Raw genomic sequence first — 18,132 nt, forward strand, 5'->3', positions numbered from 1 at the left:
TTGATCGTCACCACACGTCACGCCCTCTGCACCATCCCCTGCTTTAAACCCCGATTATCTCCTTCAGGTCCGCCAGGCGCGAACCGCTATCTGCAACTAAACTTACAGCGTAAAAATCGCAGAGTGGAGATGACCATGGGCTTTCTTGATGAACTGGCAGGCGCACTGGACGGCGGTCAGAGTGAAGGGCACCCGCCCGGGCAGTTGCAGGCGGTCTGGCACTGGGTGCAGGAGCAGGGCGGTATTGAGGTACTGCTGCATAAGTTCCAGCAGGGGGGATTAGGCGAGATATTCAGCTCGTGGATCGGCACCGGCGATAATCATCCGGTGGGCCACAGCGAGATTCAGTCGGCCTTTGGTCAGGAGGAACTGCAGTCACTGGCGGATAAGCTTGGCACCGACGTCAAAGGCGCATCGGGCACGCTGGCGGCGCTGCTGCCACAGTTGATCGATAAAATGTCGCCGCAGGGACGGATGGATGAGCAGGCGCTGCACGACAATAAGCTGGATTTAGGCTCGATGGTGGATCAGATATTCAAGCGTTAGCGATCTGCCTGACTCAGCGGGCGAAAGCGCGCACCGGGTACGCGCTCCGCAGGTGAAGATTATTTGCTGTCTGCTGCAATGCGCTCGCGGATGTGCTGGGCGCGCGCCTCAGACGCCGGGTGCGAATCAAACATCGAGCTCTGGCGTCCCTGCTCAAGTTTTGCCAGCTTCTCGAAACTGGTCGCCAGACCCATTGGATCGATGTTGCGCTTCTTCATCAGATCGTAAGAGTAATCATCAGCCTGGCTTTCCTGCGTCTGTGAGAATTGGGCATTGACCAGTTTTTCGCCCAGTTCGCCGAGCTGCGACTGCGACAGCGAACCGATCACACCACCGACAGAGGCCGCAGCCGTGCGGGCGGCGGTGGTGGCATACGCCAGCTGCATCGCTTTGCGGGTATGGCCCAGCGCCACGTGGCCCATCTCATGGCCCAGCACGCCTTCCACTTCATTATCATCCATCATATCCATCAGGCCGCTATAGACGCGAATACAGCCATTGGCCATCGCCCAGGCGTTAACGTCTTTGGTCTGATAAACCTTGTAGTTAGCCGGCACGCCATTGATGTTATCGCCCAGCGCGGCGGCAATTTTATTCAGACGCTGCTGATATTCACTGTTGGCGGGTGCAACCTGATTCTCTTTGTCCATCTGCTCACAGGATTGATCGCTCAGCTGCTTCACCTGATCATCGCTCAGGGTGTAGGCCTGATAGGCCTGGGCGCCCGACTGCATCAACGCGTTATTATCTAAACCCTGACAGCCACTCAGCAGCGTTGCCAGCCCAAGAGCTACTACCGTTTTTTGGATTTTCATTCCGTATCCCATTCATAACAAGGTAAGAAAAACAAACACCTGAAACACTGCCAGGTGATTAAACCCTTCGGTTATAGCGCGCCACTCAGCGCTTTGCTAGCAGACATCGCCGGAAAAGCCAGACGAAGCGGGCACATTTAGCGTTTTACAGCATGTACTTTTGCCATGTTTTTCATGTACATTGATCTGCAACTTTTTCCTTGTTTTGCCCGATAACTGATTAATAACAATAAGTTAAGGCGCGAAGCATTAATCCGACCTGGAGTAGAAAATGCCCTCTCGTAAAGAGCTTGCCAACGCCATTCGCGCGTTAAGTATGGATGCAGTACAGAAAGCTAAATCGGGACATCCGGGTGCCCCGATGGGCATGGCGGACATCGCTGAAGTTCTGTGGCGCGGCTACCTGAATCACAACCCAACTAATCCGCTGTGGGCCGACCGCGACCGCTTCGTGCTCTCCAACGGTCACGGCTCCATGCTGATTTATAGCCTGCTGCACCTCACCGGCTACGATCTGCCGATCAGCGAGCTGGAAAACTTCCGTCAGCTGCACTCAAAAACTCCAGGTCATCCAGAATATGGCTACACCGCAGGCGTTGAAACTACCACCGGTCCGCTGGGGCAGGGCATCGCTAACGCGGTCGGTTTCGCCATTGCTGAGCGCACGCTGGCGGCACAGTTCAACCGTCCGGGCCATGACATCGTAGACCACAATACCTATGTCTTCATGGGTGATGGCTGCATGATGGAAGGTATTTCACACGAAGTCTGCTCACTGGCCGGTACCCTTAAACTGGGCAAACTGGTGGCGTTTTATGATGACAACGGTATCTCTATCGACGGTCATATTGATGGCTGGTTCACTGATGACACGGCAAAACGCTTTGAAGCCTACGGCTGGCACGTGGTGCGTGGCGTAGATGGTCATGATGCTGATGCGATTGCTAAAGCGATCGACGAAGCGAAAAGCGTCAGCGATAAGCCGTCGCTGCTGATGTGCAAAACCGTTATTGGTTTCGGTTCACCGAACAAAGCGGGCACCCATGACTCGCACGGTGCCCCGCTGGGCGATGATGAAGTGGCACTGACCCGCAAACAGCTGGGCTGGGAACATGCTCCTTTCGTTATTCCCTCTGATATCTACGCCGAGTGGGACGCTAAAGAAGCGGGCCAGGCAAAAGAAGCGGCCTGGGATAAGAAATTCGCCGCTTACGCTCAGGCACACCCTGAGCTGGCCGCCGAGTTCAAACGTCGCGTCAGCAATGAGCTGCCGGCTAACTGGCAGCAGGAGTCGCAGAAGTTTATCGAACAACTGCAGGCTAACCCGGCTAAAATCGCCAGCCGTAAAGCGTCACAGAATGCCATCGAAGCCTTTGGTAAAATTCTGCCAGAATATCTGGGTGGATCAGCCGATCTGGCGCCAAGCAACCTGACCATCTGGTCTGGCTCTAAGCCGATCAACGAAGACGCCGCGGGTAACTACATCCACTACGGCGTGCGTGAATTCGGTATGACCGCGATTGCTAACGGTCTGGCGCTGCACGGCGGTTTCCTGCCGTACACCGCTACTTTCCTGATGTTCGTTGAATATGCGCGTAACGCGGCGCGTATGGCGGCACTGATGAAGATCCGTCAGATCATGGTTTACACCCACGACTCAATCGGTCTGGGCGAAGATGGCCCGACTCACCAGCCGGTAGAGCAGATGGCCAGCCTGCGCACCACGCCGAACATGAGCCTGTGGCGTCCGTGTGACCAGGTTGAATCGGCGGTGGCATGGAAATATGCCATTGAGCGTAAAGATGGCCCGACAGCGCTGATCTTCTCGCGTCAGAATCTGGCGCAGCAGGAGCGCAGCACTGAGCAACTGGCTAACGTGGCGCGCGGTGGCTACGTACTGAAAGATTGCGACGCGACGCCTGAACTGATCCTGATCGCTACCGGTTCAGAAGTTGAACTGGCGGTCGGTGCCTGGGATAAACTCACCAGCGAAGGTCGTCAGGTGCGCGTGGTCTCTATGCCATCAACCGATGCGTTCGACAAGCAGAGCGATGCTTACCGTGAATCTGTGCTGCCGAAAGCGGTCAGCGCACGCGTAGCTATCGAAGCGGGTATCGCTGATTACTGGTTCAAATATACCGGTCTGAACGGCGCTATCGTCGGCATGACCAGCTTCGGCGAATCAGCACCGGCCGATCAGCTGTTCGAAATGTTCGGCTTCACCGTCGATAACGTTGTCGCCAAAGCGAAAGCGCTGCTGGCGTAACATCAGTCAGGCGGGTTCACACCCGCCTGATTCAAATCAGGGGATGCCTCAAGCGTCCCTTTCGTTTTTATTCCTGTAGTAATAACTATCTTTTGCGTCGTTTTGTGACACAGATCCAAATATACGCAGTCCGATTGATCACAATCATTCCTGTTATTCCTCCCATCCTTTATTGTGGCTGAACCGTTTCAGTTGCCGGGCAGATCGCCCCGGTTTCAGACAATGCCGGGTAAGAATCTCCTGTACAAACTACAGCGAAGCGCTCAGGCTAACGGCACGTTTTTTCCGTCTGACGTGGCAGGAGAGAGATGACCATACGGGTAGCAATAAATGGTTTTGGCCGTATTGGACGCAACGTATTGCGTGCGCTGTATGAAACCGGCCGTCGTGCTGAGATCACCGTCGTTGCCATCAATGAGCTGGCCGAAGCGACCGGTATGGCGCATCTGCTGAAATATGACACCAGCCACGGCCGTTTTGCCTTTGATGTGCGGCAGGAACGCGACGTGATGTGGGTCGGCGGCGATACCCTGCGCATTTTACACCGTGCTGAGATTGCCGATCTGCCGTGGCGCGAACTCGACGTCGACGTGGTGCTGGATTGTACTGGTGTCTACGGTTCGCGCGCCGATGGCGAAGCGCATCTGCAGGCGGGCGCGAAGAAAGTGCTGTTCTCGCATCCGGGCGGCAACGATCTCGATGCCACGGTGGTGTATGGCGTTAACCAGCAGTGGCTGAAAGCGACTGACTGCATCGTCTCGAACGCCTCCTGCACCACCAACTGTATTATTCCGGTGATCAAACTGCTGGATGACGCGTTTGGCATTGAGTCCGGCACCGTGACTACCATCCATTCAGCGATGCACGATCAGCAGGTGATCGATGCCTATCACAGCGATCTGCGTCGTACCCGGGCTGCCAGCCAATCGATCATTCCGGTGGATACCCGTCTGGCGGCCGGCATTACCCGTATTTTTCCGAAATTCAACGATCGCTTTGAGGCGATTGCCGTGCGCGTGCCAACGATTAACGTGACGGCGATTGATCTCAGCGTTTCTGTACGCCAGTCGGTCAGGGCGTGCGAAGTTAACGCCTTGTTGCAAAGCGCGGCAGAAGGGGCATTTCGTGGTATAGTTGACTATACGGAATTACCGTTAGTCTCAGTCGATTTTAACCATGATCCGCACAGTGCCATTGTGGACGGCACCCAAACGCGGGTCAGTGGTCAACACCTGATCAAGACCCTGGTCTGGTGTGATAACGAATGGGGCTTTGCTAACCGAATGCTCGACACGACGTTAGCAATGGCCGCAAGCGGTTTCAGGTAGGGCGCGGTTTGCGCCTGGCAAAACTTATGAGAATCAACGAGAGGGTTCACCATGTCTGTAATTAAGATGACCGATCTGGATCTTGCTGGCAAACGCGTTCTGATCCGCGCCGATCTCAACGTACCAGTGAAAGAAGGGAAAGTGACGTCAGATGCACGTATCCGTGCTTCTCTGCCTACCATCGAAGCGGCGTTGAAACAGGGCGCGAAAGTGATGGTTACCTCTCACCTGGGTCGTCCGACCGAAGGTGAATACACTGAAGAGTTCTCGCTGCTGCCGGTAGTTAACTACCTGAAAGAGAAGCTGAGCGGCACCAATGTGACCCTGGCAAAAGATTACCTCGACGGCGTTGAAGTCGGCGCTGGCGAACTGGTGGTGCTGGAAAACGTTCGCTTTAACAAAGGCGAAAAGAAAGATGACGAAGCGCTGTCTAAAAAATACGCAGCCCTGTGCGACGTGTTCGTGATGGATGCGTTCGGTACCGCACACCGTGCGCAGGCTTCTACCCACGGCGTCGGCAAATTTGCCCCAATCGCCTGTGCCGGTCCGCTGCTGTCTGCAGAACTGGAAGCACTGGGTAAAGTGATGAGCAACCCGGAGCGTCCGCTGGTCGCTGTAGTGGGCGGTTCTAAAGTGTCGACTAAATTCGACGTACTGCAGTCGCTGGTGAAAATTGCTGACACCGTCATCGTCGGTGGCGGCATCGCTAACACCTTCGTGGCTATCGACAACAACGTCGGTAAATCGCTGTATGAGCCAGACTTCGTTGAAGCGGCTAAAGGCCTGCGTGACCAGTACGGCATCCCGGTTCCAACCGATTCACGCGTTGGCACGGAATTCTCTGAAACTGCCCCGGCAACCGTGAAAAAGGTTTCGGAAGTGGCGGATAACGAAGAGATTATGGACTTCGGTGATGAAACCGCTCAGGCAATGGCCGCCATTCTGAAGGAGGCAAAAACCATCCTGTGGAACGGTCCGGTTGGCGTCTTTGAGTTCCCGAACTTCCGTAAAGGCACCGAAATCGTGGCGAACGCGATTGCCGACAGCGAAGCGTTCTCTGTCGCAGGCGGCGGTGACACCTTAGCGGCCATCGACCTGTTCGGTATCGAAGATAAAATTTCCTACATCTCGACCGGCGGCGGCGCGTTCCTCGAGTTCGTGGAAGGCAAAAAACTGCCAGCCGTTGCCATGCTGGAAGAGCGTGCGAAGCAGTAATCCTTTGGGGGCGATGCCGGGTGGCATCGCCTGAAGTCTTGCCCGTCAGGGCGTTTAAATCGAGGTCCCCACAGGGGATCAACGGTCACGAAACAGGACACAATCATGTCTAAAATTTTTGATTTCGTAAAACCCGGCGTTGTCACTGGTGATGACGTACAGAAGATCTTCAAAGTTGCGAAAGAGAACAAATTCGCACTGCCAGCGGTAAACTGCGTCGGTAGCGACTCAATCAATGCGGCACTGGAAGCAGCGGCGAAAGTGAAAGCGCCGATCATCATCCAGTTCTCTAACGGCGGTGCCGCGTTTATCGCCGGTAAAGGTTTCAAAACCGACAAGCCACAGGGCGCAGCCATTTTCGGTGCTATCGCTGGCGCACACCACGTGCATCTGATGGCAGAACAGTACGGCGTGCCGGTTATCCTGCATACTGACCACTGTGCCAAGAAACTGCTGCCGTGGATCGACGGTCTGCTGGACGCAGGCGAAGAGCACTTCAAGAAAACCGGTAAGCCACTGTTCTCTTCTCACATGATCGACCTGTCTGAAGAATCACTGGAAGAAAACATCGAAATCAGCAGCAAGTACCTGGCGCGCATGGCGAAAATCGACATGACGCTGGAAATCGAACTGGGCTGCACCGGTGGCGAAGAAGATGGCGTCGACAACAGCCACATGGACGCGTCTGCACTTTACACCCAGCCAGAAGATGTTAACTACGCCTACGAAAAACTGAATGCCATCAGCCCGCGCTTCACCATCGCGGCATCATTCGGTAACGTGCACGGCGTTTACAAGCCAGGCAACGTGAAACTGACCCCAACCATTCTGCGCGATTCGCAGAAATACGTGTGTGAAAAACACGGTCTGCCGCACAACGCGCTGGACTTCGTTTTCCACGGTGGTTCAGGTTCTTCTGCTGCAGAAATCGAAGAGTCTATCAGCTACGGCGTGATCAAGATGAACATCGATACCGATACCCAATGGGCGACCTGGGACGGTATCCTGCAGTATTACAAAAAGAACGAAGGCTATCTGCAGTCGCAGCTGGGTAACCCGGAAGGCGCTGACAAGCCGAACAAAAAATACTACGACCCACGCGTCTGGCTGCGTTCAGCCCAGGCCTCTATGGTGGTCCGTCTGGAGCAGGCTTTCAAAGAGCTTAACGCTGTCGACGTACTGTAATAGTCAGTGAGTTAGCGTACAAAAAAGGCCCGAAAGGGCCTTTTTTTATGCATCTGCGGCAGAAAATTGCGGTTAAACGACCCGCTGTTTGGCGCTTCAAACAATAATTGATTACCCTAGATCACGGGGTGTCGGATTACATCTGGCAGTTTTTGTTTATTCCCGGCGGGAATCCAATTACAGGGCTTATTAATGGAAGATTTACACGTCGTCGATGGCTTAACGAACGCAGGCAGCTGGCTGGTGCGCAATCAGGCGCTGATCCTCAGCTATGCCGTCAATATTGTGGCGGCTATCGCCATCATTATCGTCGGGATGATCATCGCCCGCATCATTTCTAACACCGTAAACCGTCTGCTGCGCGCACGACACATTGATGCCACCGTGGCTGACTTCCTCTCTGCGCTGGTTCGCTACGGGGTGATTGCCTTCACCATTATCGCGGCATTGGGACGGATTGGGGTCCAGACCGCTTCGGTGATTGCGGTACTGGGTGCGGCGGGTCTGGCCGTTGGTCTGGCGCTGCAGGGATCGCTCTCTAACCTGGCAGCCGGCGTATTGCTGGTGACTTTCCGTCCGTTCCGCACCGGCGAGTTCGTCGATCTGGGCGGCGTAATGGGCACGGTACAGCAGGTGCAGATCTTCTCAACCACCCTGAAAACGGCCGATGGCAAAGTGGTGGTGGTGCCGAACGGCAAGATTATCAGTGGGAACATCGTCAACTTCTCTCGTGAACCGATCCGCCGTAATGAGTTCATCATTGGCGTTGCTTACGATGCGGATGTTGATGAGGTGATCGCATTACTGCAGCAGGTAGTTGAAGCCGATAGCCGGGTGCTGAAAGAGATGGGCATTCAGATTGGCCTGAACGAGCTGGCTGCCTCTTCAATGAACTTTGTGGTGCGTTGCTGGAGCAACAGCGGCGATCTGCAGAACGTCTACTGGGACCTGCTGAAGAACTTCAAGCGGGCGCTGGATGCCAAAGAGATCGGCATTCCTTATCCGCAGCTGGATGTGCATCTGCATCAGCAAACACCATCTGACGCAGTGTCATCTCCGGCTCAGCCACAGTAATCTCTCTCAATGGGCGGCCACCGTCGCCCATTAATTTCTCTAATTATAGATTAATTATTTCAATTTCCGCTAATCATCCAGCCTCTTTATACTGCGTCCCATCTTAACTTTCTCGGGACTTAATCCGGTGCTGACTCTCTATTTTCAAGGGCTTGCTCTTGGTGCTGCGCTTATCCTGCCGCTGGGACCTCAAAACGCGTTCGTGATGAATCAGGGCGTAAAACGCCAGTATCATTTGATGACCGCCTCACTGTGCGCACTGAGCGATATTGTGCTGATCTGCGGTGGTATCTTCGGCGGCAGCGCCTTGCTGAACCAGTCGCCATTGCTGTTGATGCTGATCACCTGGGCCGGGGTGGCTTTTCTGCTGTGGTATGGCTGGGGCGCGCTGCGTACTGCTTTTAGCGGCAGCGTTGATTTAGCCGACGGCCAGCCGCTGAAGCAGGGAAGGGCGCGGATTATCGCCACGCTGCTGGCAGTGACCTGGCTGAATCCGCACGTCTATCTCGATACCTTCGTGGTACTGGGAAGTCTGGGCGGTCAGCTACCCACCACGACCGCCCGCCAGTGGTTCGCCATGGGCACCATCAGCGCCTCTATCCTGTGGTTTTTTGGCCTGGCGCTGCTGGCCGCCTGGCTATCACCACGGCTGCGCACCGCCAGAGCACAGCGCATTATTAACCTGCTGGTCGGGGTGGTGATGTGGTTTATTGCCCTGCAACTGGCGCGTCAGGGACTCGCCGGTTTTTAAACTTCACCCGAACAGGCTGCGGTAATTGCCGCGCTGAGGGCGAACTTTTGCCATAATGACCACTCAAAGCATGGCGCATACCGATGCGCTTTTGGGCTTCGCCGGTTGGAAGCCGTCATATTGACCTTTTCAAGGAGGACTTTCATGAAACTGAAAGCATTGGCTTTGGCCGCAATAATGAGCGCAGGGGCACTGCCCGGCGTACAAGCTGATGAGTTGCCGAATGGGCCGCACGTCGTGACCTCGGGTAAGGCAACGGTCGATGCCCGTCCGGACATCGCTACCTTATCCATCGTGGTTAACGTGTCATCAAAAGATGCCGCCGATGCGAAAAAGCAGGCCGATAGCCGGGTTGCGCAGTATTTCGATTTTCTGCAGAAAAATGGCATTGAGAAGAAAGATATCGATGCTGCTAACCTGAGTACCCAGCCAGAATACGATTACACCAAAGAGGGTAAATCGGTACTGAAAGGCTATCGTGCCGTGCGTCAGGTGCAGGTGACTCTGCGTCAGCTGGACAAACTCAACGATCTGCTGGATGGCGCGCTGAAGTCCGGCCTGAATGAGGTTCGCAGCGTTGAGTTAGGCGTGGCCAATCCGGAGAGTTATAAGCAGCAGGCCCGCAAAGCGGCAATCAAAAATGCTACTCAGCAAGCTTCAGAGCTGGCAGCCGGTTTCAACGCCCAGCTGGGCTCGATCTACAGCATTCGCTATCAGGTCGCCAACTACCAGCCGATGCCGATGAACCGTATGTATAAGGCCGCCGCTGCTGCCGATACGTCGGCTCAGGAAACCTACGATCAGCAAAGCATCAACTTTGACGATCAGGTCGATGTGGTGTTCGAGATCAAACCGAACACGCCATAATGAAAAACGGGGCCTGCGCCCCGTTTTCTTTTGTGGTTACGCGGCGACGTCATCCTGACGCAGCACGCGATGTCCGTGCGCGATCAGCGCATCGGTCACCCGCCGCATCAGACGGCTCTCCGGCGCGAAGCGATGCCAGTAGAGCATCCGGCGCTGATAGAGGCCGGGCGTCAAATCAATCAGCTCACCGCTTGCCAGCTCGCGCTCAATCTGCAAGTGCGGGATCATACAGCAGGTCGAACCCTGTCGCGCCATCTGCACAAAAGCTTCCGATGAATTGACGATATGGCAGGGCACGCTGCCCGGCGACAGATCGAAGTTTTGCTGCAGAAACGCCTGATGCATATCATCCAGATGGTCAAACGCCACGGCAGGCGCTTTCAGCAGGGCAGAACGGGTGACGCCGTTCGGGAAGAAGCGGTCGGCAAAGTCACGTGATGCGACGAACAGATAGTCGAGCGCACCCAGTTGATCCACCAGGCAACTCGGTAACGGCTGGGGCTGAATACTCACGGCACCGACCACTTCACCACGGCGTAAACGCTCCTGGGTACGGGTTTCATCTTCTACCTGCAAATTCAGCCGTACCGGTGAGTCGGCCAGCACATCTTTCAGCGCAGGCAGCAGCCAGGTTGCCAGACTGTCGGCGTTGACCGCCAGCGACAACAGCAGCGGCGTAGTACCGCTGTTTTCATCGCCCAGCCACTCCTCTTCCAGCAGCTCTACCTGATGCAACAGCGCCAGCAGTTTCTGGCCCTGTTCGGTCGGGCGAGGCGGGACGGTACGCACCAGCAGTGGCTGACCAAACAGATTCTCCAGCTGCTTGATACGCTGTGAAACCGCCGACTGCGTGATACATAATTTCTGTGCGGCGCGTTCGAAACCGCGTTCACGAATCACTGAATCCAGCGCCTGAAGCGTACGATAATCCGGGCGTTTCATTGTTATTTTCTCTCCTTCAGGGTGGACGTTACTATGCCACAAAAGTGTCACCTGTGAGCGACCGCGTGTTTTTTGTGGTCTGGCTTCCAAAGCGATAAATCCGCGTCTGTCACCCGAGCAATTTCAGTCAGCCTTGTTTTATACTACGCGCACTTCGTTGTCGCACAGGTTTTAAACATACCATGACCCAGGATGAACTGAAAAAAGCCGTAGGCTGGGCTGCACTCGATTATGTGCAGCCTGGTACGGTTGTCGGCGTCGGCACCGGATCGACCGCGGCCCACTTTATTGATGCGCTCGCGACGGTCAGGCATCAGATTGAGGGCGCGGTCTCCAGTTCCGACGCCTCAACCCAGAAGCTGAAAAGCCTGGGGATTCAGGTGTTCGATCTGAATGAGATCGACATTCTGTCGGTTTACGTCGACGGTGCCGATGAGATCAATCCGCAGATGCAGATGATCAAAGGCGGGGGAGCCGCGCTGACGCGTGAGAAAATCGTCGCCGCGGTGGCTGAAACCTTTATCTGCATTGCTGACGCCTCCAAAGAGGTCGACGTGCTGGGCCGTTTCCCGCTGCCGGTTGAAGTGATCCCGATGGCGCGCAGCTACGTGGCGCGTCAGCTGGTTAAACTCGGAGGATTACCTGAATACCGTCAGAACGTGGTCACCGATAACGGCAACATTATTCTCGACGTGCATAATCTGCGCATTCTCGATCCTATAGCGCTGGAAAAAACCATCAACGCCTTGCCCGGCGTGGTCACCGTCGGTCTTTTTGCCGCTCGGGGTGCCGATATCGCACTGATTGGCGGGCCTGACGGGGTTAAAACCATCAAAAAATGATCTGTCCGGCGTCATTACGGCGCCGGTTATTTCTGCCCGCAAAACATCTTTTCTCGCCAGGGTGAAATTTGGTGACTTATGTCACATTAGCGTCATCCACAGCGGGTTCGTTCTCCCTTCATCGCAGACATCACGATTTTGTACGGCAATGTGCTGTTGCTGAGCCTTGCCGTGCTGTCGGGCAGGCAATCGTTTGTATTGCCGGACGCGTATTTTTTGATATTTTGACAGAAGGCTGGCTTATGGCAGTCCTCAATGAATTCTGAATAGGGTCGGGAAATGGCAAAGGTATCACTGGAAAAAGACAAGATTAAGTTCCTGCTGGTGGAAGGTGTCCATCAGAGCGCGGTGGAAAACCTGCGGGCTGCAGGCTACACCAACATCGAATTCCACAAGGGCGCGCTGGACTCCGACGCGTTAAAAGCATCGATCCGTGATGCACACTTTATTGGTATCCGTTCCCGCTCCCAACTCACCGAAGAGATCTTTGCCGCAGCTGAGAAGCTGGTCGCGGTCGGCTGTTTCTGCATCGGGACTAACCAGGTTGATCTGCAGGCTGCTGCCAGCCGTGGTATCCCGGTGTTTAACGCCCCGTTCTCCAACACCCGCTCGGTGGCGGAACTGGTGATTGGCGAAATGCTGCTGATGCTGCGCGGCATCCCGGAAGCCAATGCCAAAGCCCACCGCGGTATCTGGAACAAGAATGCCAAAGGCTCGTTTGAAGCGCGTGGCAAAAAGCTGGGCATCATCGGTTACGGCCATATCGGCATGCAGCTGGGCGTGCTGGCTGAAAGCCTGGGGATGCACGTTTTCTTCTACGATATCGAAAACAAACTGCCGCTGGGTAATGCGACTCAGGTACGCCATATGGCGGATCTGCTTAACATGAGCGATGTGGTCAGCCTGCACGTGCCGGAGACGGTCTCCACCCAGAATATGATCGGTGCTGAGCAGCTGGCGCAGATGAAGCCTGGCGCACTGCTGATTAACGCCTCACGCGGTACGGTGGTGGATATTCCGGCGCTGTGCGAGGCGCTGGCCAGTAAACAGGTTGGCGGCGCCGCGATCGACGTCTTCCCGGTTGAGCCTGCGACTAACAGCGATCCGTTCATCTCGCCGCTTAGTGAGTTTGATAACGTGATCCTGACGCCGCACATTGGCGGATCGACGGAAGAAGCGCAGGAGAATATCGGTATTGAAGTGGCCGGTAAGCTGGCGAAATACTCCGATAACGGCTCCACGCTGTCAGCGGTTAACTTCCCGGAAGTGTCACTGCCGATGCATGGCGTCAGCGCCAGCCGTCTGCTGCACATCCATGAAAACCGTCCTGGCGTGCTGACGGCGATCAACCAGATTTTTGCTGAGCAGGGCATCAACATTGCGGCGCAGTATCTGCAGACATCGCCATTTATGGGCTACGTGGTGATTGATATTGATGCTGAGCCAGAGCTGGCTGACAAAGCGTTACAGCTGATGAAAGCGATTCCGGGCACCATCCGCGCCCGTCTGCTTTACTAAGCAAACTGCACCGCAGGTAACGCAACGCGTTGGCCCGGCTACGGGCGTACCTCAGGGATGAGGTGCGTAATCGCGTGGGCCGGGCGTGTCATGGATGGCAGCTTTTGCGTCTTTCCGATCTGGCCGTGTTCCCTGCGCTGGCCCGATCTCACCACTCATCGGACAGACTTTGCCAGAAATATCAGGCGCTTCATTGCGCCTCCTTCATTCCAAACGTCTACTCCCACTGCCAGAGTTTTGACGGCGTCATTATCGCTGGCAAAGGCACATCCCAGCCGGCCACCGGCAGGCTATCGACGCGCTGACAGTCGTGCGCCAGGCCCACCGGCAGGAAACCGTGCTGCCGCCAGTTTTGCAGGGTGCGATCGTAAAAACCGCCACCCATCCCCAGGCGCTGTCCATACTGGTCGAAAGCCACCAGCGGCACCATCATCACATCAAGCTGATCCAGGGTAATCAACTGCCGGATGTCCAGCGGCGGCTCGGGAATGCGCAGCTTATTGCGCACCAGTTGGGTTTCGGTTGAGTAGCGCAGAAACAGTAAGTTGCCGGGCGAGAAAGGGTGTAAAACCGGCAGGAAGACCTGCTTTTTCTGCTGCCACAGTCGGGCAATCAGCGGGCGGGTGTTGAGTTCGCCATCGACCGACAGAAACAACGCCACGTTTTGTGCGGCAGTGATCGGGGCGTAATTGAGGGCGTGTTCAGCGAGTTGCTCTGCCGCCTGTTCCTGCTGCTCATCGGTCAGTGCGTGCCGCAGATGACGGACGTGCTGGCGAATCGCCTGGCGCTGGCCTTGAAGCTGAAGCTGAGAAGAGTCAGACATGGTTTCCCCGCCGGATAAGTCGCTGTTGAAGCAACTATAACATGACAGTTGGGGAAAAATACCGGGACCACAAGAGGACGCGCTGGGAACTACAGAAGAGAGATCTCCGAGATGCCGCCGTAGGCTGTAACCCTTGAACCCTTGGTTCAAGGTGAACATGCCGTCGTAACCATCAGGCTTCTCGGACGAACCGAGCATGCACACAGGTTACAGAGCGTCACATTCTGTTTTTTCGAAATATCGGCTCAGGGGACTGGCCCACATGCAAACATCTCAGAGAAAATTTACCTCACCGTTACCTGATTATAGCAACCATGAAGTTTTATTCGAACTTCGCACCCTCACGCTCAGAGATGCGACCTTGCTCAACCAGTGCCTGTTCAATCGTCTGCTGCAACATACGGATACGCTGTTCCATATTAGCAGCATAATCGCGCGTTTTCACTTTCTCTTGCGCCAGCTCGTGGCAGACGTTTAACGCGGCGATGAACACCAGTTGTTCTGTATTGGTGACTCTAGTGCGAACTTTTAGATCTTGCAACCGTTGATTGAGATCTTCAGCCGCTGCATTCAGCGCATCTTGCTGTTCAGGCGGACAATTCACTCTCAACGAACGACCAAAAATTTGTAAATCTACCGGTTGTGCAGACATGCCACCTTCCTGACTGATTACTTCGCCCGCAACTCCCTTAGCAGTCAATGGCTTGGGAGGCGGGCAACTATATAGACCCGCGAAATAAGTTACAACCCCTTTTCTGGAAACCTTGAGGCAGCTAGTGGTAGCATAACACGAACTTATTCTGCCAACGACGATGAAAACTTATGTCCTTACAGAACGCAACCCCCGATTACAACGCGCTGGCGGCGGCGCTCTCACAGCAGGGCGTAGGAATGACCCCCGCAGAAATGCATGGCTTGCTGAGCGGCATCCTGTGCGGCGGCAATCAGGACCCCAGCTGGAAGACTCTGGTGCACGATCTGGCCAATGAAGGCATGGCGTTTTCACAAAGCCTGTCGATGCCGTTACAGGCACTGCATGAAAATATCGCCACCACCCTGGAAGATGAGGGATTCCTGTTTCAGCTGCTGTTACCCAGCGATGATGACATCACGGTATTCGATCGCGCCGACGCGCTGGCCGGCTGGGTGAATCATTTTCTGCTCGGCCTTGGCGTGACACAGCCTAAACTGGATAAAGTCACTGGCGAAACCGGTGAGGCGATTGATGATTTACGCACCATCGCCCAGTTGGGTTACGAAGAAGATGAAGATCAGGAAGAGCTGGAGCAGTCGCTGGAAGAGGTGATTGAGTATGTCCGTGTTGCAGCGCTGCTGTGCCACGATACCTTTACCCGTCCACAGCCGACCGCGCCAGAAGTCCAGAAACCGACGCTACACTAAGCTTACGATAACGGGTCACCTGGTCAGTTTAAACAGGTCAGATTACAGGGAGTGCAGAGATGATTTCACTGGACAGATTCCAGCAGCGTCGACAGGCGCTGTTAGCGAAAATGGTTCCTGGCAGCGCCGCGTTGCTGTTTGCCGCGCCTGAAGTGACGCGCAGCAACGACACTGAATACTCATTCCGTCAAAACAGCGACTTCTGGTATTTCACTGGCTTCAACGAGCCGCAGGCGCTGCTGGTGCTGATTAAAAGTGATGAAACGCACAACCATAGCGTCCTGTTTAACCGGGTGCGCGATCTGACAGCAGAAGTCTGGTTCGGGCGTCGTCTGGGTCAGGATGCGGCACCGGCAACGTTGGGTGTCGATCGCGCCCTGCCGTGGAACGATATTGGTGAGCAACTGCACCTGCTGCTCAACGGTCTGGATGTGGTTTACCACGCGCAGGGTGAATATGCGGAAGCTGACACGCTGGTGTTTAACGCGCTGGATAAACTGCGCCGCGGTTTCCGCCAGAATCTTAGCGCACCGGCCACGGTGACAGACTGGCGTCCATGGGTGCATGAGATGCGCCTGTTCAAAGATGCGGATGAGATTGCGCTGTTACGCCGTGCTGGCGAAATCAGCGCGCTGGCCCATACCCGCGCGATGCAGGCCTGCCGCCCAGGGATGTTTGAATATCAGCTCGAAGGCGAAATCCATCACGAATTTAATCGCCACGGGGCGCGCTTTCCCGCCTACAACACCATCGTTGGCGCCGGTGAAAACGGCTGCATCCTGCACTACACCGAGAATGAAAGCGAACTGCGTGATGGCGATTTGGTGCTGATCGACGCTGGCTGCGAATTCCACGGCTATGCCGGTGACATTACCCGCACCTTCCCGGTTAACGGCAAATTCAGTGCCCCGCAGCGCGCACTCTATGACATCGTACTGACATCGTTGTATACCGCGCTCAGCCTGTTCCGGCCGGGGATCAGCATCCGCGAAGTGAATGATGAAGTGGTGCAGATTATGGTCAGCGGTCTGGTAGAGCTGGGTGTACTGCAGGGGGAGGTCGACACACTGATTGCCGAAGAGGCCCATCGTCAGTTCTATATGCATGGCCTCAGCCACTGGCTGGGGTTAGATGTGCATGATGTCGGTCACTATGGCACGCCCAGCCGCGATCGCGTGCTTGAGCCAGGCATGGTCCTGACCATTGAGCCAGGGCTTTACATCGGCCCGGATGCCGATGTACCGGCAGAATATCGCGGCATTGGTATTCGTATCGAAGATGACATTCTGATCACCGAAACCGGCAATGAAAATCTTACCGACAGCGTGGTGAAGGATGCCGCAGCGATCGAAGCATTAATGGCGGCGGCAAAAACAGCATGAGCATTCTGATTGCCGGTGGCGGCATGACCGGCGCGACGCTGGCGCTGGCAATATCCCATCTGACCCAGGGCCGGTTGCCGGTGACGCTGATTGAAAGCAGCGAACCCGCCAGCCGGGCACACCCCGGCTATGATGGTCGCGCCATTGCGCTGGCGGCGGGCACCTGCCAGCAACTGGCCGATATCAACCTGTGGCAGCGTATTGCCGGCTGCGCCACGCCAATTACCCGGATTCATGTTTCCGATCGCGGTCATGCGGGCTTTGTTTCGCTGGCGGCAGCTGATTACGACATTCCGGCGCTGGGGCAGGTGGTAGAGCTGTTTGATGTCGGACAGCGTCTGTTTACTGAACTGAAGAAAGCGCCGGGCATCACTCTGCGCTGTCCGGCTCGCGTTACTCAGGCCAGCCGCAGCGAGCAACAGGTAACGGTAACGCTTGATAATGGCGAGCAGCTAAATGGCGATCTGCTGGTGGCGGCAGACGGCTCACGCTCTGCGCTGGCCGCCTCCTGCGGCATTCAGTGGCAAACCGATGACTATCAGCAGCTGGCGTTGATTGCCAACGTCACTACGGCGTTGCCACATCAGGGGCAGGCGTTTGAACGCTTCACCGAGCACGGTCCGCTGGCCCTGTTGCCGATGTCAGATCATCGCCTGTCGCTGGTGTGGTGCCATCCGCTGTCACAGCGTGACGCGCTCACGCGCTGGAGCGAAGCCGAATTCCTCAGTGAACTGCAGCGGGCGTTTGGCTGGCGGCTGGGCAAATTTACCCATGCCGGTCAGCGGGAATACTACCCGCTGGCGCTGCAACGGGCGGTGCAGCCGGTCACACATCGTGTGGCGGTGGTCGGCAATGCGGCGCAGACGCTGCACCCGATTGCCGGACAGGGCTTTAACCTTGGCCTGCGTGACGTAATGTCGCTGGCCGAGACGCTGGCGTCAGCCCATCAACAGCAACAGGATCCCGGCAGCTATGCGGTACTGCAACATTATCAGCAGCGCCGTGAGCAGGATCGCGCCGCGACCATCGGTATTACCGACGGCTTAGTGCGTATCTTTGCCAACCGTCATACGCCGTTGGTCATCGGGCGTAATCTGGGTCTGCTGGCGATGGATCATCTGCCGTGGCTACGAAATCAACTGGCTGAGCGCACGCTTGGCTGGGTTAAGCGTTAATA

At 55.7% G+C, this 18,132-nt stretch carries 17 protein-coding genes and 1 other RNA gene; 13 read left to right on the forward strand and 5 right to left on the reverse strand.

Annotated features, from left to right (window positions below; translation table 11 throughout):
• Positions 1-135: 135 nt before the first annotated feature.
• Complete coding sequence (locus ABIB18_RS15480) at positions 136-546, forward strand: YidB family protein (protein ID WP_031375770.1); 411 nt, start codon at positions 136-138, stop codon at positions 544-546.
• 59 nt (positions 547-605) lie between these two features.
• Here the strand turns inward: ABIB18_RS15480 and loiP are convergent, their stop codons facing one another.
• Positions 606-1,361, reverse strand: a complete 756-nt coding sequence (gene loiP, locus ABIB18_RS15485; protein WP_031375769.1) for a metalloprotease LoiP — start codon at positions 1,359-1,361, stop codon at positions 606-608.
• A gap of 271 nt (positions 1,362-1,632) precedes the next feature.
• Between loiP and tkt the strand changes: the two genes are divergently transcribed.
• From tkt to ABIB18_RS15520, 7 genes are all read left to right on the forward strand, one after another.
• Positions 1,633-3,627, forward strand: a complete 1,995-nt coding sequence (gene tkt / locus ABIB18_RS15490) for a transketolase (protein WP_069728851.1) — start codon at positions 1,633-1,635, stop codon at positions 3,625-3,627.
• Positions 3,628-3,935: 308 nt separating this feature from the next.
• Positions 3,936-4,955: an erythrose-4-phosphate dehydrogenase gene (gene epd, locus ABIB18_RS15495; RefSeq protein ID WP_031375767.1), complete on the forward strand. Its 1,020-nt coding sequence runs from the start codon at positions 3,936-3,938 to the stop codon at positions 4,953-4,955.
• A gap of 51 nt (positions 4,956-5,006) precedes the next feature.
• Positions 5,007-6,170: a phosphoglycerate kinase gene (gene pgk / locus ABIB18_RS15500; protein WP_031375766.1), complete on the forward strand. Its 1,164-nt coding sequence runs from the start codon at positions 5,007-5,009 to the stop codon at positions 6,168-6,170.
• A 105-nt stretch (positions 6,171-6,275) separates the two neighbouring features.
• Positions 6,276-7,355: a class II fructose-bisphosphate aldolase gene (fbaA, locus tag ABIB18_RS15505; RefSeq protein WP_031375765.1), complete on the forward strand. Its 1,080-nt coding sequence runs from the start codon at positions 6,276-6,278 to the stop codon at positions 7,353-7,355.
• Between the two features lie 192 nt (positions 7,356-7,547).
• Complete coding sequence (mscS, locus tag ABIB18_RS15510) at positions 7,548-8,429, forward strand: small-conductance mechanosensitive channel MscS (protein WP_069728852.1); 882 nt, start codon at positions 7,548-7,550, stop codon at positions 8,427-8,429.
• A 127-nt stretch (positions 8,430-8,556) separates the two neighbouring features.
• Positions 8,557-9,180 (forward strand): arginine exporter ArgO, encoded by a 624-nt coding sequence (argO, locus tag ABIB18_RS15515; protein ID WP_031375763.1) that lies wholly within the window; start codon positions 8,557-8,559, stop codon positions 9,178-9,180.
• Positions 9,181-9,324: 144 nt separating this feature from the next.
• On the forward strand, positions 9,325-10,047 hold the full coding sequence (locus tag ABIB18_RS15520; RefSeq protein ID WP_031375762.1) for an oxidative stress defense protein: 723 nt from the start codon (positions 9,325-9,327) through the stop codon (positions 10,045-10,047).
• A gap of 36 nt (positions 10,048-10,083) precedes the next feature.
• Here ABIB18_RS15520 and ABIB18_RS15525 read toward each other — a convergent pair whose 3' ends face one another.
• Complete coding sequence (locus ABIB18_RS15525) at positions 10,084-10,989, reverse strand: LysR family transcriptional regulator ArgP (RefSeq protein WP_009087111.1); 906 nt, start codon at positions 10,987-10,989, stop codon at positions 10,084-10,086.
• Positions 10,990-11,171: 182 nt separating this feature from the next.
• Here ABIB18_RS15525 and rpiA point away from each other — a divergent pair, with 182 nt between their 5' ends.
• Both rpiA and serA read left to right on the forward strand, forming a co-directional pair.
• Complete coding sequence (gene rpiA, locus ABIB18_RS15530) at positions 11,172-11,831, forward strand: ribose-5-phosphate isomerase RpiA (protein ID WP_046289231.1); 660 nt, start codon at positions 11,172-11,174, stop codon at positions 11,829-11,831.
• 279 nt (positions 11,832-12,110) lie between these two features.
• Positions 12,111-13,349: a phosphoglycerate dehydrogenase gene (serA, locus tag ABIB18_RS15535; protein WP_031375760.1), complete on the forward strand. Its 1,239-nt coding sequence runs from the start codon at positions 12,111-12,113 to the stop codon at positions 13,347-13,349.
• A gap of 217 nt (positions 13,350-13,566) precedes the next feature.
• Here serA and ABIB18_RS15540 read toward each other — a convergent pair whose 3' ends face one another.
• The 3 genes from ABIB18_RS15540 to zapA all read right to left on the reverse strand — a co-directional run bounded on the left by ABIB18_RS15540 (position 13,567) and on the right by zapA (position 14,824).
• Entirely contained in the window at positions 13,567-14,172 is a 606-nt protein-coding gene (locus tag ABIB18_RS15540; protein ID WP_354474737.1) for a 5-formyltetrahydrofolate cyclo-ligase, read from the reverse strand.
• 99 nt (positions 14,173-14,271) lie between these two features.
• Positions 14,272-14,455: non-coding RNA, 6S RNA (gene ssrS / locus ABIB18_RS15545), on the reverse strand.
• A gap of 39 nt (positions 14,456-14,494) precedes the next feature.
• Complete coding sequence (gene zapA / locus ABIB18_RS15550) at positions 14,495-14,824, reverse strand: cell division protein ZapA (protein ID WP_031375758.1); 330 nt, start codon at positions 14,822-14,824, stop codon at positions 14,495-14,497.
• A 170-nt stretch (positions 14,825-14,994) separates the two neighbouring features.
• On the opposite strand from zapA, the gene ABIB18_RS15555 reads away from it, so the two are divergent.
• From ABIB18_RS15555 to ubiH, 3 genes are read left to right on the forward strand one after another with little or no spacing between them, the layout of a single operon-like run.
• On the forward strand, positions 14,995-15,573 hold the full coding sequence (locus tag ABIB18_RS15555) for a YecA/YgfB family protein (protein WP_031375757.1): 579 nt from the start codon (positions 14,995-14,997) through the stop codon (positions 15,571-15,573).
• 59 nt (positions 15,574-15,632) lie between these two features.
• A complete protein-coding gene (pepP, locus tag ABIB18_RS15560) occupies positions 15,633-16,955 on the forward strand; it encodes a Xaa-Pro aminopeptidase (RefSeq protein WP_031375756.1) in 1,323 nt (440 codons plus the stop codon).
• Positions 16,952-18,130 (forward strand): 2-octaprenyl-6-methoxyphenyl hydroxylase, encoded by a 1,179-nt coding sequence (ubiH, locus tag ABIB18_RS15565; RefSeq protein ID WP_159223253.1) that lies wholly within the window; start codon positions 16,952-16,954, stop codon positions 18,128-18,130. The genes pepP and ubiH overlap by 4 nt, the downstream gene beginning before the upstream one ends.
• Positions 18,131-18,132 lie beyond the last annotated feature (2 nt).

Source organism: Pantoea sp. UYEF8 (assembly GCF_040546285.1).
Lineage (GTDB): Bacteria > Pseudomonadota > Gammaproteobacteria > Enterobacterales > Enterobacteriaceae > Pantoea > Pantoea brenneri.

Bases quoted from the DNA above. Each gene is read 5' to 3' on its own strand.
- ABIB18_RS15480 (WP_031375770.1), top strand. From the start codon at position 136: ATGGGCTTTCTTGATGAACTGGCAGGCGCACTGGACGGCGGTCAGAGT.
- loiP (WP_031375769.1), bottom strand. From the start codon at position 1,361: ATGAAAATCCAAAAAACGGTAGTAGCTCTTGGGCTGGCAACGCTGCTG.
- tkt (WP_069728851.1), top strand. From the start codon at position 1,633: ATGCCCTCTCGTAAAGAGCTTGCCAACGCCATTCGCGCGTTAAGTATG.
- epd (WP_031375767.1), top strand. From the start codon at position 3,936: ATGACCATACGGGTAGCAATAAATGGTTTTGGCCGTATTGGACGCAAC.
- pgk (WP_031375766.1), top strand. From the start codon at position 5,007: ATGTCTGTAATTAAGATGACCGATCTGGATCTTGCTGGCAAACGCGTT.
- fbaA (WP_031375765.1), top strand. From the start codon at position 6,276: ATGTCTAAAATTTTTGATTTCGTAAAACCCGGCGTTGTCACTGGTGAT.
- mscS (WP_069728852.1), top strand. From the start codon at position 7,548: ATGGAAGATTTACACGTCGTCGATGGCTTAACGAACGCAGGCAGCTGG.
- ABIB18_RS15520 (WP_031375762.1), top strand. From the start codon at position 9,325: ATGAAACTGAAAGCATTGGCTTTGGCCGCAATAATGAGCGCAGGGGCA.
- ABIB18_RS15525 (WP_009087111.1), bottom strand. From the start codon at position 10,989: ATGAAACGCCCGGATTATCGTACGCTTCAGGCGCTGGATTCAGTGATT.
- rpiA (WP_046289231.1), top strand. From the start codon at position 11,172: ATGACCCAGGATGAACTGAAAAAAGCCGTAGGCTGGGCTGCACTCGAT.
- serA (WP_031375760.1), top strand. From the start codon at position 12,111: ATGGCAAAGGTATCACTGGAAAAAGACAAGATTAAGTTCCTGCTGGTG.
- ABIB18_RS15540 (WP_354474737.1), bottom strand. From the start codon at position 14,172: ATGTCTGACTCTTCTCAGCTTCAGCTTCAAGGCCAGCGCCAGGCGATT.
- zapA (WP_031375758.1), bottom strand. From the start codon at position 14,824: ATGTCTGCACAACCGGTAGATTTACAAATTTTTGGTCGTTCGTTGAGA.
- ABIB18_RS15555 (WP_031375757.1), top strand. From the start codon at position 14,995: ATGTCCTTACAGAACGCAACCCCCGATTACAACGCGCTGGCGGCGGCG.
- pepP (WP_031375756.1), top strand. From the start codon at position 15,633: ATGATTTCACTGGACAGATTCCAGCAGCGTCGACAGGCGCTGTTAGCG.
- ubiH (WP_159223253.1), top strand. From the start codon at position 16,952: ATGAGCATTCTGATTGCCGGTGGCGGCATGACCGGCGCGACGCTGGCG.